Origin of the sequence: Corynebacterium imitans (genome assembly GCF_000739455.1) — a bacterium.
GTDB lineage: Bacteria > Actinomycetota > Actinomycetes > Mycobacteriales > Mycobacteriaceae > Corynebacterium > Corynebacterium imitans.
In genome coordinates, this window is the sequence record NZ_CP009211.1 from 215908 (window position 1) to 238831 (window position 22924).

Sequence of the window (22924 nt, forward strand, 5' to 3'; positions counted from 1 at the left end):
TTGCGGAGGCCCTTGCGGGTGCGGGTTGCGCATGTCATGCTTTGGTCATGAATCAAGCAAAAGAAACGAATCGCAATTGGGGGCGAACGATCGTCGTGGCGGTCGACGACCCGCTCCTCCATCCCGAAGCTACTCACCTCGCCGCCGCTGCTGGCCACGCCATCGTGGACGTGACCGACCCCGGCATGCTCGCCGCCTATGCGGAGAAGGCGTTCGCCCTGCTTATCGACGCCACGTGGGCGCCCCACCTCGCGCAGCGGCGCCACCGCAACGTCTTCGTCGTCGCCGGCAGCCTGGACGCGGCCGAAGCTTACCCAGGCGCTTTCGTCCTGCCCGCTCAGGCTGGCGACCTGCTCGTCGCGCTCGGCGAGCTCTACCGTACCCCGGAACGCACAACCGAAACCGGCACCATTGTTGCCGTACTTGGCGCAGGCGGTGGGGTGGGCGCATCCGTGCTCGCCTGCGCGCTCGCCCGCAGTCGTGCAGATGCGGCCACGCTTATCGACGGCCACCGCCTCTCCGGCGGACTCGACCTCCTTTTAGGCATCGAGGAACACCCCGGCGCGCGCTGGGGCGAGATTGCCCTCGGCGAGGGCGCGGTGGAGCGTGCGGATCTGCGCCGCGCCCTGCCCGCCACCAAGGACGGGTGCGCGGTGCTGACGTTTGCCCGCAGCACGGTTGTCGACCCGTTTCGCCTTACGCTCGGCGAGCTCGACCGAGTCTGCGCTGCCGTGGGGACGTCCGGGCTGACCGTGCTAGACATCCCCGTCGACCTTCTGCCTGCGCGCTGCGACCTCGCCGTCATCGTGGTGGCTCCGACGGTGCGCTCCGTGTGCGCGGCCTCCCAGCTGGTACTCGAGTGCAACGCGGCGGGTGTGCCGCACACACTGCTGCTGCGGGAGGGCACCTGGCAGGGCATCGACGAGCATGGTGTGGCGCGCGCGACCGGTTCGCGCATCTGCCAGCGCGTCCCTACCTTGCGTCGCTTGCCGCGCGCTGTGGATACCGCGGGCCTGCCCGCGCGACTGCCCGCGCCGCTGCGGCGTGCCGCCGATGCGGTGCTTGCGGAGGTGGCCTGATGGAAACGAGTGAGATCCTCTCCCGCGTCCAGCGCCGGCTTGCCGACGAGCACACGCACCCCAGTCCCGACCGCCTCGCTGCACTGATCCGCGAAGAGGCCGTGGTGATCAGCGATCTCGACGTGCTCGCCCTGATGCGCAAACTGCGCGACGACACCACCGGTGCCGGCCCGCTCGAGCCGCTGCTGGCCGCGGGCGACGTGACCGACATCTGCGTCAACGGCCCCGATCAGGTCTTCGCCGACCGCGGGCACGGCCTGGAGCGCTGCGAGATCACCTTCGAGACCGAGGAGGCGGTGCGCGCGCTGGCCACTCGCCTCGCGCTGAGCTGTGGGCGCAGGCTTGACGACGCCCAACCGTTCTGCGACGGCCACCTCACTCGCGACGACGGCACGCTGCTGCGCTTCCACGCCATCTTAAGCCCCACCGCGAAGGTGGGCACCTGCCTCTCCCTGCGCGTACTGCGCACCGCCACCGCCTCCCTCGACGAGTTGGAAGCGCGCGGCTCCATCGATGGGGAGGTGGCCGGAGTGCTGCGCCAGATGGTGGCACGCCGCCGCGCCTTCCTGATTGTCGGCGGCACCGGCTCGGGCAAAACCACGCTGCTGTCCGCCCTGCTTGCCGAGGCGGATCCGGTCGAGCGCATTATCGCCATCGAGGACACCCTCGAACTGACCCCGCACCACCCGCACGTGTTAAACCTCACCACGCGCGCGGCCAACGCAGAAGGTGCCGGTGCGATCTCCATTGCGGACCTGGTGCGCCAGGCGCTGCGCATGCGGCCGGACCGGATCGTCGTCGGCGAGATCCGCGGTGCCGAGGTCGTGGACCTGCTCGCCGCGCTCAACACCGGCCACGACGGGGGAGCGGGCACCCTGCACGCCAACTCCATCCACGAGGTCCCGGCCCGACTGGAGGCGCTCGCCGCCTTAGGTGGGCTCGACCGCGCCGGGCTGCACTCCCAGCTCGCCGCCGCTGTCGACGCCGTCGTGGTGGTCAAGCGCGGCCCAGACGGCAGACGCTTCGTCCACCAGCTCGGCGTGCTCGAGGGCCAACCTGTCGCGACGCGCGTGGTATGGGACAGCGAGACCGGCGCCACTGAAGGATTCGAGGAGCTGATCCGATGAACCCGCTTGTCTTCCTCGCAGCCGCCGCGGCGCTGCATGCCCCCGCGCCAGCGGGCCGCCTCGGCGCTGATGCTGGCCAGCCACGCCAGCGCGGGTGGCGCTCGGCGCGAGTGCAGGCCTGGGCCTGGAGTGGGGTCAGCGTGGCCGCGTTCGGGCTCATCGTCGCCGAGCGCATCACGGTGGTGATCGCGGTGGCGCTCGCCGGGGCCACCGCCATAGACGCGGTGCTGCGCCGCCGCCAGCAGCGCATGAAGGTGCGCGGAGCCCGCGTGACCGCGGACTTTTTGGGCCACGTGGTATCCAACCTGGACGCCGGCGCACCCCTAGAGCGCGCCTGCGTCACCGCCGCAGACAGGCTTCCCGACGACGCGCCGCCGCAGCTTCAACGCGACATCCACCGACTCAACCGACGCTTGCGCGCGGGCCAGTCCGTCGGCACCGCGGTGGAGAGCGAACAACCGGAACTTCAGCGCCTGGTCACCCTGTGGCAGCTGGCGCAGCGCCGCGGCGTGCCGGTGGCCAACCTGCTGCGCACCGCGCGCGACGAGCTCGACCGGGCCCAGCGCCACCGCGCCGCCACCACCGCCGCACTTGCCGGACCGCGCACGACCGCGACTGTGCTCGCCGCGCTGCCGCTGGCAGGCATCGGTATGGGGGCGGCGATGGGGGCCAACCCGATCGGGTTGCTTACCTCCGGCGGGCTCGGCGGGATCCTGCTCGTCGTCGGCACCGCGCTGGTGTGCGCCGGGATATGGCTTTCCCGACTCATCATCGAAAGGGCAGCGCAATGATCTCCCTGACCACCACACTTTTCCTCGCGGCCGCGCTTGCCCTACCGCCGGTGTCTCCCGACGTGCGCGTGAAATACCTACGCGGCGAAGGCCCGAAGACCCCGCGAGACGGTCCTCGCGGGGCCGCACCGCCCGTAAGCGCGCACCGCGCGGCGGCAGACATCACCCTGTTTGCCGCCTGCTGCGAAGCGGGGCTCCCGCTGGCCACCGCCGCCGCAGCTGTCGCCGACACCTACGAAGAGTCGGACGGCGAACCCGGCAGCGCCTGGCATACGGTCGCCGCGCTGACGGCGCTCGGGGTAGACCCCGGGCGCGCCTGGAACGAGCTCCACCCACTCCCGGGCGGGGCGGAGCTCGCCGGGCTTGTGGCCCTATCCAACTCCTCCGGTTCCGCCATCGTCGCGGGCTGTTCGCGCATCGTCGAACGCCTGCAGGCAGAGGCAGCGGACGAGGCGAAGGAGAAGGCGGAACGCGCCGGGGTGCTCATTGCCATCCCGCTGACCGCCTGCTTTCTCCCGGCGTTCTTCGTCCTTGGGCTCGCGCCCGCCGTGATCAGCCTGGGTAGCGCCATGTTGCACTAGACCACCAATCTCGACACCAATCTCTACACAGTAAAGGAACATATATACCATGAACGCAATTACGATTGAAGCCCTGAAAGTATCCCACCTTCTTCGCAGCTATGCTGCACAAAAAGCGGAAAAGTTACGAGAAGATAGCGGAATGTCAACCATCGAATATGCATTTGGCTCGCTAGCTGCCGCGGCGCTGGCTGGCGTGCTATATCTGGTGGTCAACGGCGATGGCGTCACTTCCGCCATCGAGGGCGTGATTACCGACGCACTGACGAACACCCCGACGTAGATGACCAGCATTGAGACCGCGCTCTCGCTCTCCGCCCTGGTGACCGTCGCCGCGGCAATCGTCGCCGGGATCGCGACCGTGGCCACCTACATCGCCGCCGTCGACACCGCCGGGGCCGCCGCTCGTGCCCACGCCATCGGGGTGAACTACGAGCCGGTACGCGGGCATGTCGACGTCACCGAATCCGGCGGGGTCGTCACCGTCACCGCGAATGTGCCCGCAGCGCTCGGGCATATGCGGGCGACGGCTCGCTACCCGGTCGAATACACAACCGGGGGTGCGAAGTGAAGATCCCGCGCAGCATCGCGGATGAGTCCGGTTCCGCGACGGTGGTTGCCGTCGGCATCATCACCGCAGTGGTGGTGCTGGCGCTTGCCGTCATCGCCATCGGCGCCCGAGCCGCCGACCAGCACCGGGTGCGGACCGCCGCGGATCTCGCTGCGGTGGCCGGGGCGACGGCGCTGTACACCGGCGGGTCCGCCTGCGTGGTTGCGGAAGAGACCGCACGGCTTAACGACGCCGCCGCGCAGGCCTGCGACATCGACTCTGGCGACGTCACCGTGGAAGTCAGCATCGCCGGTGCGCGCGCGACCGCCAAGGCCGGACCGATAGAAGAGGGGAGGTGAGAGAAGGGCGTTACGCGTTTGGCGTCGTGAAGCTGGCGTCGGCAGTCATCGACGCCAGCGCGCCCAGCAACTTCAGCGCGGCGTGCTTGTTCAGCGGCTGGTTGCCGTTGCCGCACTTCGGAGACTGCACGCACGACGGGCAGCCATCCTCGCATTGGCAGGAGCGCACCGCCTCAAACGTGGCAGTGATCCATTCGCCAAAGCGCGCGTAGCCCTCATCGGCAAACCCCGCCCCGCCGGGGTGGCCGTCGTAGACGAAGACCGTCGGCAGCATCGTGTCCGGGTGCAGCGCCGTCGACACGCCGCCGATATCCCAGCGGTCGCACGTGGCGAGCAGCGGCAGCAAGCCAATGGCCGCGTGCTCTGCGGCGTGCAGGGCGCCTGGGATGTCCCCGGCCGCGATGCCCATCGCCTCCAAGGCGAGCGGGTCGATGGTGTAGGCCACGGCCCGGGTGAGCAGCGTCTGCTCGGGAAGATCGAGCGGGATGTGCTCGGAGACGGTGCCGTCGGCAAGCCGCACGACGTAGCCGGTGACCCGGTCGGTGACCTCTACGTCCACGCTGGCCACCCACAGCCCCGGCGAGGGGTTGCAGCGGGCGGTGGCTTCGCCCAGGATCGCGATGTCGGTCGTCGAGCGTGCCTGCGTGGAGTAGTCGGGCGTATCCGGCACCACCAGTGCCACGTAATTGTCCAGGTCCAGCTGCTGGACCACGAAGGACTCGCCCTGGTGCAGGTAGACCGCGCCGTCGTGGACCTGGGTCGCGGCGCGCGCGGCATCTACCGTGCCCAGCAGCCGCCCGTCGGTGGTATCCACGATCATCACTTCTTCGCCTGCGCCTCCGCGCAAAGACACAGCGGCGTGGGCGGTTTCCGGGGTGAGTTCGCCCTCGATGAGCGGGGTGGCGAACCAGCCGCGGGGGCGGCGTCGCAAAAAGCCCTCCTCGGTGAGTTTTTCCACCACCTCGTGGGCACCGAAGGCCTCAACGTCGGCCTCCGTGAGCGGGCGCTCCACCGCGGCACAATAGACGTGCCCGCGCAGAATGTAGGGGTTGTGCGGGTTAAACACCGAGGTCTCCACCGGTGTGCCCAAAAGCGCTTCCGGGTGGTGGACAAGGTAGGTGTCCATCGGCTCGTCGCGCGCCACCATCACCACTACCGACGCCTGCCCGCGCCTGCCCGCGCGCCCCGCTTGCTGCCGGAAGGACGCGACCGTGCCCGGGAACCCGGCCATCACCACCGCATCGAGCCCGCCGACGTCGATGCCCAACTCCAGGGCGTTCGTCGTGGCCAGGCCCAACAAGTCGCCCTCGTCGAGCGCGCGCTCCAGCTTCCGACGATCCTCCGCCAAATAGCCCGCGCGGTAGGACGCCACCCGGTTTGCCATATCGGCACGCCCTGCCACCACCAGGTCCTCCTGCGCGCGCAGCGCCACCGTCTCCGCGGCGCGCCGGGAGCGCACGAATGTCAGGGTGCGGGCACCCTCTTTGACCAGCGTGGCCATGATCGCCGCGGCCTCTGTCGAAGCGGCGTAGCGGACCGGAGCGCCGTGCTCGCCCTCGGCACCCTCGATGAATCCGGGCTCCCACAAGGCGATGGTGCGGGTGCCGGTCGGGGCGGTGTCGCGGGTGATCGCCGTGACCTCGTGGCCGCACAGCCGCGTCGCGTGCGCAGCCGGGTCGGCCGCCGTCGCGGAAGCAAAGACCACCACCGGGTGCGCGCCGTACGCGGCCGCGATACGCAGCAGGCGGCGCAACACGAGGGAGACGTTGGCACCGAAGACACCGCGGTAGGTGTGGCACTCGTCAACCACGATAAAGCGCAGGTGGCGCAGGAAACGCGCCCACCGCGGGTGCGCAGCAAGGATGCCGGCGTGCAGCATGTCCGGGTTGGAAAAGACGAAACGGGAGGCCTCGCGGATACCGGCGCGGGCCTCGGTCGGCGTGTCCCCGTCGTACGGGGCCGGGTGCACTCCGGAAAGCTCGTCGATCTGCGCGGTCATCCGCGCCGTGGCCTGCAGCTGGTCCGAGCCGAGGGCTTTGGTGGGCGTGAGGTAGAGCGCGCACGCCGTCGGATCCTTAGCCAGCGCGGTGAGGATGGGCAGCTGGTAGCCCAGCGACTTGCCCGAGGAGGTGCCGGTTGCGAGCACCGTGTCGTGGCCCTCCCACACCGACTGCGCGCAGTGGGCTTGGTGGGCGTAGGGGGAGGTGATGGTGGCGTCGATAAGCAACTGCTTGAGCGACGGAAGTACCCACTCGGGCCATTCGGCGTACTGCGCGGGGGTAGCCCCGCACTCCTCGACGTGCGTGATGGTCGATGTGCCAAAACGCCCGCGGAGCTGGGCAATGAGCTCCTGACCGAGCGAACTGGGTGGGGGAGTGGGGCGGTGATCAGTCATGGCACCGAAAAGTATGCCATCTTGCTATGCCAAACCTTCGAAGTCATGGCAGACTGGTGCGTGGTCAGAAGATTTTGTGTGCGCCCTTGAAAAGGTGCTCGCGAGGTTAGTTGACGCGGGCACCAGGCACTTCGAGATGGTCCTGGTGGACGACCAAACACATCTCACCCAAGTTTTTAAGTGAAAGGTTTCACCATGGCTACCGGAACTGTGAAGTGGTTCAACGCAGAAAAGGGCTTCGGCTTCATCGCGCCGGACGACGGATCCTCCGACGTCTTCGTGCACTACTCCGAGATTCAGGGTTCGGGCTTCCGCACCCTGGAAGAGAACCAGCAGGTCGAGTTCGAGGTGGGCGAGGGCGCTAAGGGCCCGCAGGCCCAGCAGGTGCGCGCGCTCTAAGCTCCGCGCTTTTTGATAAGGCCCCGCTGCCGGTTTTGATGAACCGGTGGCGGGGCCTTTTGCGTTTTTTGGGGGTGCTGGGCGGGGCAGCCGGGGGCGATTTTTGGTCGATCCAAATGGAGCTAGCTCCGTTTAGAGCAACGGGTTGCCAGCGACCTGGGGGTGTCATGTCTAAGGGCTTTTTGGACAAGGAGTCCAACGACTTTTTGGACGGGATGTCTAAGGGCATTTTGGACATTCCCAGTAGCGGAAAGGCTGAATGGTTTTCGCTATAGAAAAACGCCGCGAGCTGGTTGCCCTCGAGTCCCCTAATGTCGACAAAGCCATCACTCCGATGGCGTCGTTCAGAAGCGCGGATGAAAGTCCAAGGCCAACTACGCGGGAGCAGCGGTGCGTGTATAGCCGCCGACGGCAGACCACCCTAAGACTCAAGGAGCACGTGCTTTAAGCCCTGGTCGCCGCCGACAGCCCCGAGATGATCTACACAGCCCCTGGCGGCGAGAGCTCTTCAGTGCGCAGCCTCCGGCAGCGGTACGCCACGGGCCGCACGGCCGGTGAGCCAACCTCACCTTGCCGAGGCAACGAAGCACGATCAAGCACGGCGAAGCACCCCGTAACTGTCCTGCTTGTGACCGCAGCACAGACCACGAGAATGATCCGCTAGAAAGTGTCCAAGAACTCCATGGATTCCGTGTCCAATAAGTCATTAGACTCCGTGTCCAAAAACTCTATAGACATAACACCAGCGACCTGGGGGTTTCCGGACCGGGCGGGGCCAAATGGAGCTAGCTCCGTTTAGGACACGTTCAGAACAGCCGTTCAGGACAGCCGCGCGGCGTACCCACAAATCCCTTACAACGTCGACTGCCCGCGGCGCTCGTCGCGCCAGTCGAAGAACTTGCCCTGCAGTTTCTGAATGCCGAAGCCGACGAGCGAGCCGAGTAGGACGCCGACCACCATGCCGAGCAGTGGGATGTCGGAAAACAGCGCGCCGCCGGCGTAGCCGATGCCGACAGACAGGATCGCCCAGATGATCACGCCGATTGTGTCGTAGAAAAGGAAGGCGAACCAGTTGTAGCGCACCGAACCGAGCACGATCGTGGCCACCCAGCGCGCCCAGGGCAAAAAGCGGCCGACGATGATGGTGGGTCCGGCACCCCGGTGCATGTTGCGCCGCACCCACAAGATGGCTTGGCCCGCTTTGGATTCGGGGTCGAGGCGTTCGACAAAACCGATGAGGCGGGCGCCGAGGGCGAAGCAGAGGTTGTCGCCGATAATCGCGCCGATGATTGCAGCGGCGATGACGGCCTTTACGCTCGGCACGCCCTGGGAGGCGGCGAATGCACCCGCGAGGTTGAGCACGGTCTCAGAAGGCACGATGGGGGCAAGCGCGTCTGCGACGATGAGCAGGGTGACCAGGGGGTAGAACAATGGGGTGCCCATGAGCATGTGGAGGAAGTCGATGAATGGGTCGATCATCTCCATGGGGAACCTCCTCTCAAATGCCTGCTCATGGCGCTTTGCCGTGCGGTGCGTCGTGTCTACGATACGCCCTTGGTGGGGGAGGGCGCAGCGTCGTGTCTGCTACAAATATTGGTGTTTGCAATCCGGCTTTCATTCGCGCCAGCCGGAGGTGTGCATATACTGCGTGGAAGCGCATGTACCGCAGCGGTACATATATATAGGTGCGAATCGAGTTTTAAAGCGAGGTGTCACGCAGGGTGACGGGAAACGGCAAGACGCTGGTCATCGTGGAGTCGGCGACGAAGGCGAAGAAGATCCAGAAATACCTGGGCGAGGATTACATCGTCGAGGCTTCTGTCGGCCACATTCGCGACCTGCCGGGCCGCGCTGCGGACATTCCCGCCAAGTACAAGAAGGAGCCGTGGGCAAAGCTGGGCGTGAACCCGGACGCCGGTTTCTCCCCGATCTACGTGGTCAGCCCCGACAAGAAGAAAAAGGTGTCTGACCTGCGCGCCAAGCTCAAGGAGTGCGACAAGCTCCTGCTCGCGACAGACCCCGACCGCGAGGGTGAGGCGATCGCCTGGCACCTGCTCGAGACGCTGAAGCCGAAGGTGCCGGTGGAGCGCATGGTGTTCAACGAGATCACCGAGTCCGCGATCCGCGAAGCCGCCGAAAATACCCGCGAGCTGGACATGGATCTGGTCGAGGCGCAGGAGACCCGCCGCATCCTGGACCGCCTCTACGGCTACGAGGTTTCGCCAGTGCTGTGGAAGAAGGTCATGCCGCGCCTGTCCGCGGGCCGCGTGCAGTCCGTGGCCACCCGCGTGATCGTGGAGCGCGAACGCGAGCGCATGGCGTTCATCGCCGCCGAGTACTGGGACATCACCGCCTCGCTTATCCCGCAGCAGGGCGAGAAGACCGAGTTTGACGCGAAGCTTGCCACGCTCGATGGGCAGCGCGTGGCGCAGGGGCGCGACTTTGATGACCGGGGAAGGCTGAAGGGGGAGGCGGTGGTCGTCGATAAGCAAAGGGCTCATTCGCTTGCCGACGGCCTGCAGGGCCGCCCCATGCACGTCACCGCCGTCGAGGAGAAGCCGTACACCCGGCGCCCGCACGCACCGTTCATGACCTCGACCCTGCAGCAGGAGGCGGGGCGCAAGCTGCACTTCACCTCTGCGCGCACGATGCGTATTGCGCAGCGGCTGTACGAGAACGGCCACATCACGTACATGCGTACGGACTCGACCTCCTTGTCCAAACAGGGCTTGCAGGCAGCGCGCTCGGCGGCGACGGAGCTGTACGGCGCGAGCTTCGTATCGAAGTCCCCGCGCACCTACGACCGGAAGGTGAAGAACTCGCAGGAGGCGCACGAGGCGATCCGTCCCGCGGGTGAGCGTTTCGCTACACCGGGCCAGCTGGGCAGCGCGCTGGATGCGGAGGAGTTCAAGCTCTACGAGCTGATCTGGCAGCGCACCGTGGCCTCGCAGATGGCGGACGCGCGCGGTAACTCCACCAAGGTAACCGTGGCGGGCGAGGCGGAAAGCGGCGAGCGCGCCGAATTCACCGCCACCGGCCGCACCATCACCTTCCCCGGCTGGCTGCGCGCGTACTCCGATACGAACGACAAGGAGACGCACCTGCCGCAGCTTCACGAGGGCGACGCGCTCGATGCGACGAAGCTCAGCGCGGATGAGCACACCACCAACCCGCCGTCGCGCTACAACGAGGCCAGCCTGGTCAAGAAGATGGAAGACCTGGGTATTGGCCGCCCGTCGACGTACGCCAGCATCATCAAGACGATCCAGGACCGCGGCTACGTGGTCACCCGCGGCAACGCGTTGGTGCCCAGCTGGGTTGCGTTCTCCGTCATTGGACTTTTGGAGAATAACTTCGACGCGCTGGTGGACTACGACTTTACCTCGTCCATGGAAGACGAGCTGGACGAAATCGCGCACGGCAACGAGGACCGCACCGAGTGGCTCACCGGCTTCTACTTCGGCGACGCCGACGCGGACGAGAACATGGCCGAGGCCGTGGCGCGCCGCGGCGGGCTCAAGCACATCATCGAGGCCAACCTGGAAAGCATCGACGCACGCCAGGTCAACTCGCTCAAACTGTTCGAGGACGCCGAGGGCCGCGACATCAACGTGCGCGTCGGCCGCTACGGGCCGTATATCGAGCGCCAGGTGGGCGTGACCGAAGAGGGCGAGCCGGAGTACCAGCGCGCCAACCTGCCGGAGTCCTCCACCCCGGACGGCATCACGCTGGAGCTGGCGGAGAAGCTCTTCGCCACCCCGCAGTCTGGCCGTGAGCTGGGCGAGAACCCGGCGAACGGGCGCATGGTGGTGGCCAAGGAGGGCCGCTACGGCCCGTACGTGACCGAGCTGGTGCGCGACGACGAGCGCGAAACCGCCGAGGCGCACGCCGAGGAAGTCATCGCCGCCGAGCGCGCCGAGGAGGACAAACAGCGCGCCGAGGAAGGCAAGCGCAAGAAGAACTGGGAGACGAAGACCGCGGCGAAGCAGAAGGAGAAGCGCCTCGGCGAGCTGGTCAACGAGCAGCTCAAGCCTGCGACCGCCTCGCTGTTCAAGTCGATGGAGCCGTCCTCGGTCACCCTCGAGGAGGCACTGAAGCTTCTGAGCCTGCCGCGCGAGGTGGGCACCGACCCGGCCGACGGCGAGGTCATCACCGCGCAGAATGGCCGCTACGGCCCGTACCTGAAGAAGGGCACGGACTCGCGCTCCCTGGCCAGCGAGGACCAGATCTTTGCCATCACGCTGGAGGAGGCCCGCCGCATCTATGCGGAGCCGAAGCGCCGTGGCCGCGCCGCCGCGAAGCCGCCGCTGAAGATGCTGGGCGACAACGACGTCTCGGGCAAGCCGATGAGCATCAAGGATGGCCGCTTCGGCCCGTACGTCACCGACGGCGAGACCAACGCCTCGCTGCAGCGCGGCGATACCCCGGAGACGGTCACCGACGAGCGCGCGAACGAGCTGCTCTCCGCCCGCCGCGCCCGCGAGGCCGAAGAGGGCCCGAAGAAGGCGACCAAGAAGAAAGCCACGAAGAAGAAGGCGACCAAGAAGAAAGCGACCAAGCGCGCCAAGAAGACGGTGAAGAAACCCACGCAGACCACCAAGCGCGTGATCAAGGCCGGCTCGAGGAGGAAGTAAATGCTCACCCGCACTCGCCGCGGTGTCGCTGCGCTTATCGACGCCCTGTTGCCCCACTCCTCCCTCACCCCAGAACGCGCAGCGTGGGCGGTGAGCGCCGACGCGGCCGGCATTGCGCAGTGCGCCGGGTGGAAGAAGACTGCGCTGGTAGCCGAGCCGCTTACGCGGGTTGCCCTCGCCGCCGTGCCGCTGCGGGTAAGCCGTAGCGAAGCGGAGCGCGCCGGGGATTCCACCGTCGCCCCGGATTCCGCGCCGGACGCGGACCCGGTGCTCACCTGCGCGGTGCTCGCCTCTGCCGTGGCCGCCTTCGAACAGGAGCGCGTGCCGCATTCGCCATCCGCGCTGGGCGTGGCGTCCTTGGTGGGCGCGCAGGCCGGCTACCTCACACGCCTTCTGCAGCGCGACGCCGCGGTAGGCCGGGTCCGCCTCGCCGTCGCTGTCGGCGCTGTTGCTGCCGGTGGCGCGGTTGCCGCGTGGGCGGATCGCCGCCTGCTGCCCGCCACCCTCATTGGTGGCGCGGCCGTGGCTGCGACGGCGGCAGCGGCGAACGACCCGCTCTTCCGCGCTGACACGAATGATCCGGCGCGCGAGGGCTTAAGCCACGGCGCGAACCTGCTTCTCGGCGCCGAGGGGCTGCGACTGCTCACCAACGCGGGCCTGGTCGGAAAAGCGTGCGACGCGGCCGGCGTACCTACCTGGATCGGGGAGCGCGGTGCGCGTGCGGCGGTGTCTTGGGCCGGCTCGATCGGCCAGCTCCTGCTCGTCCACGGGCTCAGCGCCCCTGCGGCCGGTCGCGACTAAGACACGGAACTAGTAACGGTCCGCCAGGGTGGAGCGCACCGGGCGGGCCAGCTGCGTCATCTTGTTGCGGCCGCGCAGCTCCACGGACTTCATCAGCGTCCAGCGCTGCTGCTCGACCTCGTTCGCGGCACGCAGGGTCGCGGCGTTGGTGAGCACGCGGCCGGGCACGCCCTTGGCCAGCTCGGTCAGGCGCGCTGCGGCGTTGACGGCGTCGCCGATGACGGTGTATTCGAAGCGGTCGTGTCCGCCGATGTGGCCGGCGACCACGTGCCCGGAGGCCACGCCCACTCCGGCCTCGAGCTCCAGACCGTTGAGTTCTTGGCGGAGTTCGCGGGCGGCTTGGAGGGCGTGCGAGGCCGCGTCGTGAAGCGAGACGGGAGCCCCAAAGACGGCGAGCGCGGCATCGCCTTGGAACTTATTAATCACACCCTTGTTGCGGTGCACGACCTCGACGACCACCTCGAAGAAGTCATTGAGGGCGGCCACGACCTCCTCGGGCGTGTGGTTGACGGCAAAGGTGGTGGAGCCGACGACGTCGACGAACACGACGGCGACCTTGCGGTCTTCGCCGCCCAGCTCCGGCTTCTCCTCCAATGCCTTCTGCGCGACCTCACTGCCCACGTAGCGGCCGAAGATGTCGCGGACGCGCTGGCGCTCGCGCAGGCCCCGCATCATCTCGTTGAAGCCGGCCTGGAGCACACCGATCTCGGAGCCGTCGTAGATGTCTACCTGCGTGTTGATTTCGCCGCGCCGCACGCGGTTGATGGCGTCCTGCAGCTCCTTGATGGGGTCGACCACGCTCATGATCACAAAGGCGGTGCCGAACGCGCCGGTGACCATGGCGGACAGGGCCAGCACGAATACCGCCGGTTGGAGCTCGCCCGGAATGTTGGTGAAGTAGCCGCGAGACTGGGCGAGGAACAGCAGGACGATGCCCAGCACGGGCACGGCCGAGGTGGTAAACCACGTCATGTAGAGGCGCTGCTTGATCGGCGGTTCCAGCGTGGCGTCCTCGAAGCGGCGTGCGAGTGCCGCCGCCGCGATCGGGCGCACCAGCCGCTCGGCCTGCAGGTAGGTCAGCACGGCGGTGACGAAGCAGGCCATGGAGGTCGCGACGAAAATGACCACCGCGAAGCGCCCGCTTGTGCGCGCGGTGAGCGCGGTGAGGATCGTGATGCCAATCAGCCACACCGCCACCACGATCAGTGTCTGGAGAACAGGCAGGCGCAGCACCAGCCGTCGCACCATGTTCGGGTCGTGGTCTTGCGGCCGATGCTGCCATTCCAGCACAGGCCGGAAGAGGAAGAAGGTGACCACCATCCCGAACACCACGGCAAAGGCAACATAGGCCAGCCCAATCAGCCCAAGCGTGGAGCTGTCCAGCGCCAGCTGCTCGGTCTCCGGCATGGGGATGAAGAAACGGATGAACGCCATGATGGCGGCGGCACCAAGCAGGTTGGTTCCCAGCACGCTTGCGGCGTAGAGGGGCCAGGAGGTCCCCCACACCCAACGCAAGCCGTGCCAGAATCTGTTCATGGTGTATTACCTTAGCGAACGAGTACGCTAGGGCGCTGTGAACCTGCCCCAGTTTCGAAGTGTTGCCGAGCGCCTCGCGGATGCGCCCAATGTCCGCGAGGTCATCCTCGCCGCGGCCAGCGCGGCAAGGGAGCAATTGCTTATCGACGGCACCCGCCAGGACTACGCCATGACCCACTCCTGGCTCTTTACCGGCCCACCCGGCTCGGGCCGTTCGCAGGCCGTGCTGGCCTTCGCCGCCGCGCTCGTATGCACGGACCCAAACGAGGTTGGGTGCGGGCGGTGTAAGGGCTGCCGTGACGCGCTCGCGGGCCAGCACACCGACATCGTGCACGTGGTGCCGAAGGAGCTGATTATTAAGACGGAGTACATCCGCGAGATCGTCGCCCAGGCGGCTCGGATGCCCACTGTTGCCCCGTACCGCGTCCTGATCATCGAAAACGCGGACCGCCTCCACCCGGCCGCCGCGGACGCCCTGCTGAAGACGGTGGAGGAGCCACCCGAGCGCACCGTGATCATCCTGCTCGCGCCGTCGACAGACCCGGAAGACTTCTCCCAGACGCTGCGCTCGCGCTGCCGACACCTCTATATCCCTTCGCCGTCCGAGGCGGAGCTGGTGCACATCCTCATGCAGGAGGAGGGCGCCACCGAGCACGACGCGCGCCTGGCCGCGGCGACCTCGCTGCGCCACGTCGGCCGCGCGCGCCTCTTGGTGCGCAGCCCCGAGATCCAGCAGCGCCGCGCGCAGGCCATCAACATGGCCGAGCTGATTTTCCAGGGTGCCTACGCCTTCCAGGCGGTCGGCTCGCTGATCAAGGCGACCGAGAAGGAAGCAGTGGACTCGTACGCCGAGGAAGACGCCGCGGAGCGCGCCAAACTTGAGCAGGCCCTCGGCATGGGCGCGAAGGGCAAGGGCGCGGCGAAGGCGCTGCGCGGGGCGGCGAGTTCCCTCAAGGAGCTGGAGGCTCGGCAGAAGGCGCGCAGCACTCGCCGCAAGCGCGACGTCTTCGACCTGGTGTTGGTGGATCTTGCCGGCGTATACCGCGATGCGCTGGTGGTGCAGTCGGGTGCCGACGTCCCGCTGACCCACCCCGATTTCGAACCGCTCGCCCGCGAGCTCGCCGAACGCGTCCCTGCCTCCGACCTGGTCGCCTGCCTTGACGCGATCGCCCAGTGCCGTGCGCGCCTGCACCAGTCGGTGACGCCGGCCGTGGCGTTCAACGGCATGATCGGGCACCTGCGCGTCGCCTGCGGCGTGCGCTGACCTGCCGGTTTATCGTTTAGTGGTTTCTGCACTACAATCGTTTTCCGGTACAGCGTCGCTATGCGTGTTGTCCGGCCGCCTTAGCTCAGTCGGCAGAGCGTTTCACTCGTAATGAAAAGGTCGCGAGTTCGATTCTCGCAGGCGGCTCCACCAAAACCCCAGCTAGACAGTAGTTTTAGCTGGGGTTTCGTCGTCGGCTCGGCGCGTCGAGTTGCCGCAGGCTGTGGTGGCCACCCCTAAAAGAACTCAGAGAAATATGGTCTATTTGGCTCTTGGCGCAGTGGTCGCGCTCTTCATCTCGTTATGCATCATGGCACTGGGGTACCTAGTCCATCTTTCAGCTAAGCGAAAGGTGCTTTCTCCATACCGTTTCTTAGTCGTGATGGTTGTGCTAGCACCCGTTTTTCTGATCTACGACATACTCAGCGATGAGATGTGTAGCGGCCTTTTCAATTACGCGGTCAGCGGTTACTTAATTACCGCAGTCATCATCAGTTCTCTGTGGCGCATCATCGCGGATGGCTCCAGTGAAGCGCCGGAATAGGAATAGGAGCGACTCCTGGGCAAGAGAACGTTTCCTCTTTTCCAGCTTCAACAATGTCAAGAGACCGCCTGCGGTACCGGATATACGGAACTACGATGTGGCCATGACAGTCTCGGTTGAATGCGTCGTGGACTCAATGTTCACAGCTTTTTCATCCCCCATTCCCATCCCCCACGATCAGCATCAGGAGAGGGGGGAGCGTAGCAATGGGAAATCTTTGAAGCGTGAAAGTAGTCCGTGAACGGCTTTTGCTCAAGATGCACACATTCCTCAGAGTCCCATTCGAACGATGCCAATTCATGCCAGACCTCAAATTGTAGCCGCAAACAATGCAGATCCTTAAGGCCAAAAAAGCTGCATAGCTCTGAAATCGTAAATTCCGCAACGACTTCATCTTTGTACAGCTTAATCCGAACAACATGATGGTCAACGTCTACCGGTTCGCCACCCTCTAGGTTCCAGAGTGGGGTTTTTAACAATTTCATTAGAGTCTCCTTAATTAGACTCCCCTGTAAAGTCTCCCTGGCACCGTTCCAAGTTAAAGGAATGAGGATGGTGGTGCCATGTTATATCCAGCGCAACCTCTTGTGGCCAACACACTTCACTCACGTTCCCTTTCAATTAGGGTACGGCCCAGAGTTACATGTGATGTGCTGGCATTAATGAAACACGGCGAGTAGGAAGTCTAATTCAACCCCAACTTCTGCGGCCCGAGAATTTGGCTATCTCTCTGTTCGCACTATTTATTCTTCATTTTCCACGACTTGCAATGCGTTTTGCAGACCATCGATAAGCTGGTAAGAGCGCAGTCCGTGAATGGCTAAAGTTACTAATAGGAGAACAAAGCGCGCAACACCCTTACAACGAATATGGTCGTTAATGGCCAGATGTCTCAATTCTCTAGGAGCTATTATGAGGAAAACTGCTAGTGCACTTTTTGCGTTTTAACCATCATTTCACTCATTTCGCCCGCTCAGGCCAGCACGTTCGGACAGACACCCACGGTATCCTACGCAGTCGATTTGAATGATCCGCAGGAACAGGAACATGTCAATCCATATGGATTGTTTCCGCAGCCATTCAGATTCAAATCTCGTTCCGACGACTTAAGTGACAAAATGTGTGCTTTTCTCGGCGTGTCGACTTAAGTGACAAAATGTGTGCTTTTTCAGGGGGCCGGGATGGGGGGTAGGGGTGTTGTGCTGGGGTTATGAGCGTCCTGCCCAGCCGTGTCGGATGGCCCAGGAGGGGTTGAAGTCGGTGTCGATGCCGGTGTCGTAGACTTTCGGCCGGCCGTCGGGTGAGTTGGCTTGGTCGCGTTCACGCATGTGTGCCTGGCGGGCGTGTGCGTAGCCTGCGTGGCCGAAGTCTTGCTCGATTGCTAGCGCCAGCGGGTCATCGTGGTGTTGGGTGTGCAGGTAGAGCCACCAGTCCATGATGATTCGTTGGTGTTCGTCAAATGCGCCGCGGTGGGCTCGGGCAAGGTGTTTCAGCTGTGCGTTCACGCCGCCTTCCAGGCTGTTTGTGGTGGTCTTCAACTCGGTTGTGGTGCGGTGTGGTGGGTTGAGCCAGACGAAGAGGTGGCCTTGTTGGTAGAGGCGCTCGAACCGGCGGTAGGCTCTGCGGGCTCTGGGATGGGTGTACCACCATTGCTGGTTGTCGCGGATGCGTTTTGGGATCTCCTCTGGGGCGACTTGGTTGCGGTAGGTGCGGTCTTTGAGCCAGTCACCGTAGAGGTCATGGAAGCGGTTGAGGCGAAGTGCCCAGTCAATTGCCTGATCGCGGGTGGTGATGTGGGTCAGCTGGTTGCCGAGGCGAAGCAGTGCTTTGTGGGCGGTAAGTGTTGGTTGGCGTGTGGTGTCTTTGATGGTGTCGCGGCGTACGTGGACGAGGCAGCGTTGGATAGCAGCGTTTGGCCAGCATTGTTTGATGGCTTTGTGGGCGCCACCGGAGCCGTCTGTAGTCACGACTAGGGGTTCGGCGATCAGGTCGAAGAGTTTGGCGTAGTCGTAGGCGGTTTCTCGTGTGCACCAGTGCCAGGCGACGACGTGCTCGCTGGTTGCAGCGACAAGCAGGCATTTCTTGTGGAAGTAGGTCCCGTCGATAAAGAGCTGGTCGTAGACGCGGTACGGGTCTGGTTTGCACGGGACAATGATGAACCAGAAGTAGGTGAACCAGCGGATCAGTGTGCGCCTGGAGACGTTGTGTGCAGCAGCTACAGCGTCGAGGGGGCGTTGGCCGGTGATCCAATCGATGAAGACGGAAAACCGATATGCGCTGGTCTTGGCCGTGTTGGGGTTGGTGAAGGTGTGCCCGCAGTGTGTGCAGCGCCATCGCTGTGTTCCGCTGGAGGTGGTGCCCATTTTTGTGGCGGTGTGCTCGCATGCCGGGCATAGGGGCCTGTTGTGTTTTCTCTTTCTGTGTTGAGTTGGCATGCAGCTGGTTTAACAGCCTGCTGCCATAGCACATCCAACGCCTGAAGTGGTGGACCTTCCGGTCTACGGCCGGGAATCCCGATTCAACGAGCACTGTCCCGCCGTAGGCCCAGGCAGGACCGGGAATCCATATCCAAAAAAGCACACATTATGTCGCTTAACCCGTTCCGACCGCCCGCATATTTCTACATCTGAAGGACCTAGGGCTGCCAGTGTCCACGGATGGTGGGATCAGGTTTCTGGCCCCGCAAGAACTGCTACGGTACGTATTGAGCTTTGGGTGAAAGGACCCCATGACCAGGGGTTCCGAAAGGTAGGGACCGGTACCAAAAATTCTATTCCTGGTGGGGGCGGTCGCGGAAATAGGGCTACCGCACGTGCTGTCTGCAAGAACCACGATCAAACGGTATTTCGAGGCGACGTCGATGTGGACATCAACGATTATGCTGATGCCCCTGGCATGGTCCGGGGCGTAGAAGTGACGCTACCCTGCTTCAGTGTGATATACACCGTGTACGAGGACAACTACATCATTCTCGAGGCTTCTGCCTCAGCCGCCGTGGAAGTAGACGTAGACCTACTTTTTGATCGCTTTAGGTGGGCAGAGTTATCGCTTGGCTTCGCCAGCACCGGGGGTTCCTTGGACGAGGGAGTCTCTTCGGGGCTCTGGGAACTCAATGACGTCACACGCAACATGAACAAAGAGCTACAAGCTATCCAAGTACATGTGAATGTCCGCTCTGCGGAGGGCCGATTGCCCCTTCGGCAGCTCTTCGCTGTGTGGGACTTGGCGCTCCCGGTAGCTATCATTTCGGACCTTCGGTCGGTCGCCATGAAGAGAATTTCGCGTCCTGGAATCTCTCCAGTGCAGCGGAATCCCTTTCCTGACTTCTATTCGCGGGATTGCCTTGAAGATGTGGATAAGGAATCCTGGGCGAGCGCTGTAGCGCTCGTCGATCATGTTGTAGTTCGACACCACACACCTGAGCAAGGGACAATTGCGTTGAAGGTCAGGGGAGAAAAGACCAAAGAAGCAACGTTCTATGCAGAAGGATTTCGCCCCGTGATCATCTCCCGTGATTTTGAATCGATCTTGGGTGGTCTTCCCCTAGAAGAAGAATGGTCTATCGCAGCTATCCGGATATGAGCAGGGCATTGATTGCAGGCCTCAGCGACGCGATTCATCACACTCGAACCCGTGGGACTGCATTGTCCAAACGGAGCTAGCTCCATTTGGACCAAGACCGGGCACAAAACCCCAGGTCGCCCTCACCAACCACTCCCAAACGGAGCTAGCTCCATTTGCGCCCGATCGCCCCATAAAATCCCAGGTCGCGCATCGCCGCATTGTCCAAACGGAGCTAGCTCCATCTAGGCCTGCACGCCCAGGACGGCACGCACCGACGAAACCTCAACCCCCAACAACCCCGCGCACCAGGTACCCGCGCCGAATCTGCGCGCTGCGGATGAGCGCGGAGCACGCGGCCAGCACGGCGAACACCGCAAACGGCAGGCTCGGCCCGACGCGCGGCGTGATCCACGCGATCAGCGGCGAGATCCCGAACCCGATGTAGGTGGCCACGTAGTACAGCCCGATGACGCGGCCGCGTTTCTCGGGCGGGGTGTACTCGTCGACGTCGAGAAGCCCCTCGCGCAGGCACAGCCCGTACGCCAGCCCGAGCAGCGCGGTGGCAGCCAGGAACACGGCGGCGGAAGGCTGCGCCCCGCCAACCGCGATGAGTGCCATGCCGCCGGTCGCGCCGAGGGCCCCGACCACGCCTGCGCGCGGCCCCCACTGCCCGCGCCGCGCGAGCGCCTGCATGGCCAGCGCCACGCTAAAACCCAGCACCGCGGCTACGCCGGGCATGAATGCCGCGCCGATGGCAAAGTCGGTGCGCCCGGCCAGCACCACCATCGCCGTCGTGATTGAGGCGAAGACCCATATCCCCATCGGCACGGCAGTCGCGAGCGCCTTGGCCTCGCTGTGCGCGGGACGAGCCTCAGCCGTCTGCGTCACCGCAGGCGCGCCAACGTCGCGCATGCTAATCGACGCCACCATCACCCCCACAGCCATCACAATCGGCACCACGAACGGGACTTTGACCGCGTCCGCGGCCAGGTGGGCGACCACGCCGGAGGAGACCGGACCCAGCATGAATCCGGTGGTCAGGGCGATGCCCGCAGCGGTGGCACCACTGGCACCGCGGAGCCTGCCGGCCCAGGCAGTGCCAGCGCTGACGACTAGACCCACCCCAAGTCCGACGATGAAGCGGCCGAGGAGCAACCCGTGCCCGGGGATGCCCAGCATGAGGTAGACGTTGCCCGCGGCCGCGATGACGGTGCCCGCAATCACGGCGGGCCGTGACCCGAAGCGGTCGGCGACCCACCCGCCGATGAGCAGGCTGGGGAAGAGCCCAACCGCGTAGATGCCGTACGCGCTGTTGGCCAACACGGCGGAGACGTCGTGGTCGCGGCGCAGCAGCACCAGCACCGACGCGAAGTGGTTCGCCGACCACCCGGCGGTGATGAGGAACGCCAGGGTGAGCGCGTACGTGGCGCGCGTCATTAGTCCTCCCGGCGGCTTTCCGGCAGCAGGCGGGGCACGACCTTGCCCGTCGCGTTACGCGGAAGCTTGTCGATGAAGTTCACATCGCGGGGAATGGAGTGGTCGGCCAAGTTGGCGCGGACCCAGTCGCGCACGGCCTGGGCGGTCAGTCGCCTGCCGGCCTCGGAGCGTTCCGGCACGACCCAGACGGCGATGCGTTTGAAGGTGTCGGGGTCGTCGACGCCGCCGGAGTGCAGCTCGTCGACGCCGGGCATGCGCTCGAGGACCTCGGTTACGGACTGGGGGTGGACGTTTTCGCCGCCGACGATGATCATGTCGTCGTTACGGCTTAAGACGTGCAGGTAGCCGTGCTCGTCGAAGTAGCCGAGGTCGCCCATCTCCACGAGCCCGTCGATGGTCACCAGCGGGGTCTCCGGGTTGGTGTAGCCGCGAAGTGCCGTTTCGTTGTTAAGGAAGATGCGGCCGACTTCGCCTTGGGGGACCTCGTTGCCCTCGTCGTCGTAAAGCTTGAGCACTGTGCCCGGCGGGACGCGGCCGGCGACGGAGGCGTCGCTCGCCAGGAGTGCGGGGTCAGCGGCTGCGGCAAGCGCGAGCTCGGTCGAGCCGTAGATGTTGGCCAGAGTGGGGCCGAATCGCTCGTGCATGCGCTCGACGATCGCCGGGGTCAGCGCGTTGCCGGCGGAGCCGATGAACTTGAGGTGCGAGGTGTCGAATCGCTCGTTGTCGGGGATGTCCAGCATCTGCTTGAAGAAGATGGGGGAGGACATCAACCCGTCGCAGCGGTACTGCTGCAGCTGGCGGAAGACGTTTTCAGGGTCGAAGACGCGCTGGGTGACCACGGTGCCGCGCACGCCGAGCGTGATGTTGAGCGCCGACCAGCCCCAGGTGTGGAAGATGGACGCCGTCATCTGGATGGTGTGGCCGGAGCGAAACGGCATGGCCTCGAGGTAGCCGGCGACCACGAGCGGCATCTTCGGTTCCGGGCGCAAAATGCCCTTGGGGATACCGGAGGTGCCGGAAGACATGAGCACCATGTCGCCGTGCTTGGGGAACAGCGGCAGCTTTGGCAAGCCGCGCGTGCCGCGGGCGATGATGCCGGCCTGAGTCAGCTCGTCGCCGTGGTCGAGGGTGGTGTGCGCCCACACGCGCGTGACGTGCTCGATGCCTTCGGGGATGCGGTCGGCGAACTCGTCGTCGATGAACAGGATGTCAATGTTGTTTTCCGCGATAATCCCGGCGAGCTGCTCGGGGGAAGAGCCGATGTTGAGCAGGAAGATCGTGCCGCCGGTGTAGCCCTTTGCGGCAAGCGGCAGGATGATGCCGCGGCCGTTACGTGCCATGACACCGATGCGTAAAGCGTCGAGGCCCTTGTCCTGCTGGACTTGAAGGAGCCAGCGGCCGAGTGTGCGCGATTGATCGCGGAGTTGGCGGTAGGAGAGGAGCCCGTCGTCGTCGATAAGCGCGGTGCGCTCGGGCACTGCTGCTGCACCCTGCTCGACCTCGCGGGCGGTGGTGAAGTGGTAGCGCGCGAGGTTGGGTGCGAGGGCGAGCATGGCTTTCGGGCCGCCCTCGCCGCTGATGAGGCCGGCGCGGTTGGCGGCGCGCAGGAAGCGCACGGTGGAGCGCGCAGTGAACGCGACGCGGGAGGGGGTCAGCGCGGGTTTGTGCATGGCTGCAGTCCTTCTTTCCCGAAATTTGCGTACGGGCGATAAGTGTATCTGTTTAGTATTGCAAAACGTTCAGTAGTGTGACAATTGTGTACTCGTGTTAACTTGTGTTGTTAGGAGAGTATGACACGGGTAACGTTTCGCTGCGACCTTGGGATGATTACTCTGTACAAAATTCTTTCGCAACTGGGAGTAC

The 22924-nt window shown here is 64.8% G+C and carries 20 protein-coding genes and 1 tRNA gene; 14 read left to right on the plus strand and 7 right to left on the minus strand.

Annotated elements, in window-relative coordinates; all coding sequences use genetic code 11:
• The first annotated feature begins 47 nt into the window (after positions 1-47).
• Genes ssd through CIMIT_RS00995 form a run of 7 tightly spaced genes read left to right on the plus strand, consistent with a single transcriptional unit; the run spans position 48 to position 4487 of the window.
• Complete coding sequence (ssd, locus tag CIMIT_RS00965; protein WP_051904685.1) at positions 48-1079, plus strand: septum site-determining protein Ssd; 1032 nt, start codon at positions 48-50, stop codon at positions 1077-1079.
• A complete protein-coding gene (locus tag CIMIT_RS00970) occupies positions 1076-2206 on the plus strand; it encodes a TadA family conjugal transfer-associated ATPase (RefSeq protein WP_407919542.1) in 1131 nt (376 codons plus the stop codon). Before ssd ends, CIMIT_RS00970 begins: the two co-directional genes overlap by 4 nt.
• The gene (locus CIMIT_RS00975; protein ID WP_038587885.1) at positions 2203-2997 is read left to right on the plus strand and encodes a type II secretion system F family protein; all 795 of its coding nucleotides are present in this window, start codon (positions 2203-2205) and stop codon (positions 2995-2997) included. Before CIMIT_RS00970 ends, CIMIT_RS00975 begins: the two co-directional genes overlap by 4 nt.
• Positions 2994-3578: a type II secretion system F family protein gene (locus CIMIT_RS00980; protein WP_038587888.1), complete on the plus strand. Its 585-nt coding sequence runs from the start codon at positions 2994-2996 to the stop codon at positions 3576-3578. Before CIMIT_RS00975 ends, CIMIT_RS00980 begins: the two co-directional genes overlap by 4 nt.
• Before the next feature lie 49 nt (positions 3579-3627).
• On the plus strand, positions 3628-3861 hold the full coding sequence (locus CIMIT_RS00985; RefSeq protein ID WP_038587891.1) for a DUF4244 domain-containing protein: 234 nt from the start codon (positions 3628-3630) through the stop codon (positions 3859-3861).
• Positions 3862-4149, plus strand: a complete 288-nt coding sequence (locus CIMIT_RS00990; protein ID WP_038587895.1) for a hypothetical protein — start codon at positions 3862-3864, stop codon at positions 4147-4149.
• Positions 4146-4487, plus strand: a complete 342-nt coding sequence (locus CIMIT_RS00995) for an Rv3654c family TadE-like protein (RefSeq protein ID WP_038587898.1) — start codon at positions 4146-4148, stop codon at positions 4485-4487. Before CIMIT_RS00990 ends, CIMIT_RS00995 begins: the two co-directional genes overlap by 4 nt.
• Before the next feature lie 10 nt (positions 4488-4497).
• On the opposite strand, the gene CIMIT_RS01000 is transcribed toward CIMIT_RS00995, so the two are convergent.
• Positions 4498-6882 (minus strand): DEAD/DEAH box helicase, encoded by a 2385-nt coding sequence (locus CIMIT_RS01000; RefSeq protein ID WP_038587903.1) that lies wholly within the window; start codon positions 6880-6882, stop codon positions 4498-4500.
• Positions 6883-7077: 195 nt separating this feature from the next.
• On the opposite strand from CIMIT_RS01000, the gene CIMIT_RS01005 reads away from it, so the two are divergent.
• The gene (locus tag CIMIT_RS01005) at positions 7078-7281 is read left to right on the plus strand and encodes a cold-shock protein (RefSeq protein ID WP_034996968.1); all 204 of its coding nucleotides are present in this window, start codon (positions 7078-7080) and stop codon (positions 7279-7281) included.
• Between the two features lie 852 nt (positions 7282-8133).
• On the opposite strand, the gene CIMIT_RS01010 is transcribed toward CIMIT_RS01005, so the two are convergent.
• Positions 8134-8766, minus strand: a complete 633-nt coding sequence (locus tag CIMIT_RS01010; protein WP_328286434.1) for a DedA family protein — start codon at positions 8764-8766, stop codon at positions 8134-8136.
• A gap of 236 nt (positions 8767-9002) precedes the next feature.
• Here CIMIT_RS01010 and topA point away from each other — a divergent pair, with 236 nt between their 5' ends.
• Positions 9003-11915, plus strand: a complete 2913-nt coding sequence (topA, locus tag CIMIT_RS01015; protein ID WP_162472531.1) for a type I DNA topoisomerase — start codon at positions 9003-9005, stop codon at positions 11913-11915.
• On the plus strand, positions 11916-12716 hold the full coding sequence (locus tag CIMIT_RS11960) for a hypothetical protein (protein ID WP_051904686.1): 801 nt from the start codon (positions 11916-11918) through the stop codon (positions 12714-12716).
• 9 nt (positions 12717-12725) lie between these two features.
• Here the strand turns inward: CIMIT_RS11960 and CIMIT_RS01020 are convergent, their stop codons facing one another.
• Entirely contained in the window at positions 12726-14252 is a 1527-nt protein-coding gene (locus CIMIT_RS01020) for an adenylate/guanylate cyclase domain-containing protein (RefSeq protein WP_038587911.1), read from the minus strand.
• Between the two features lie 37 nt (positions 14253-14289).
• Between CIMIT_RS01020 and CIMIT_RS01025 the strand changes: the two genes are divergently transcribed.
• From CIMIT_RS01025 to CIMIT_RS01035, 3 genes are all read left to right on the plus strand, one after another.
• Positions 14290-15516 (plus strand): DNA polymerase III subunit delta', encoded by a 1227-nt coding sequence (locus CIMIT_RS01025; RefSeq protein ID WP_051904687.1) that lies wholly within the window; start codon positions 14290-14292, stop codon positions 15514-15516.
• Positions 15517-15590: 74 nt separating this feature from the next.
• Positions 15591-15666 (plus strand) — tRNA-Thr (locus CIMIT_RS01030).
• 106 nt (positions 15667-15772) lie between these two features.
• On the plus strand, positions 15773-16060 hold the full coding sequence (locus CIMIT_RS01035) for a hypothetical protein (RefSeq protein WP_038587914.1): 288 nt from the start codon (positions 15773-15775) through the stop codon (positions 16058-16060).
• A gap of 140 nt (positions 16061-16200) precedes the next feature.
• Here the strand turns inward: CIMIT_RS01035 and CIMIT_RS01040 are convergent, their stop codons facing one another.
• Together CIMIT_RS01040 and CIMIT_RS01045 are read right to left on the minus strand one after the other, a co-directional pair.
• Positions 16201-16545 carry a hypothetical protein gene (locus CIMIT_RS01040; protein WP_038587918.1) on the minus strand — a complete coding sequence of 115 codons (345 nt, stop codon included), beginning with the start codon at positions 16543-16545 and terminating at the stop codon, positions 16201-16203.
• Positions 16546-17268: 723 nt separating this feature from the next.
• Positions 17269-18495, minus strand: a complete 1227-nt coding sequence (locus CIMIT_RS01045; RefSeq protein WP_084674229.1) for an IS1249 family transposase — start codon at positions 18493-18495, stop codon at positions 17269-17271.
• 427 nt (positions 18496-18922) lie between these two features.
• Between CIMIT_RS01045 and CIMIT_RS11965 the strand changes: the two genes are divergently transcribed.
• On the plus strand, positions 18923-19642 hold the full coding sequence (locus CIMIT_RS11965; protein ID WP_051904688.1) for a hypothetical protein: 720 nt from the start codon (positions 18923-18925) through the stop codon (positions 19640-19642).
• 264 nt (positions 19643-19906) lie between these two features.
• Here CIMIT_RS11965 and CIMIT_RS01055 read toward each other — a convergent pair whose 3' ends face one another.
• Positions 19907-21061, minus strand: a complete 1155-nt coding sequence (locus CIMIT_RS01055; protein ID WP_038587924.1) for an MFS transporter — start codon at positions 21059-21061, stop codon at positions 19907-19909.
• The gene (locus CIMIT_RS01060) at positions 21061-22731 is read right to left on the minus strand and encodes an AMP-binding protein (protein ID WP_051904689.1); all 1671 of its coding nucleotides are present in this window, start codon (positions 22729-22731) and stop codon (positions 21061-21063) included. Before CIMIT_RS01060 ends, CIMIT_RS01055 begins: the two co-directional genes overlap by 1 nt.
• Between the last annotated feature and the right edge of the window lie 193 nt (positions 22732-22924).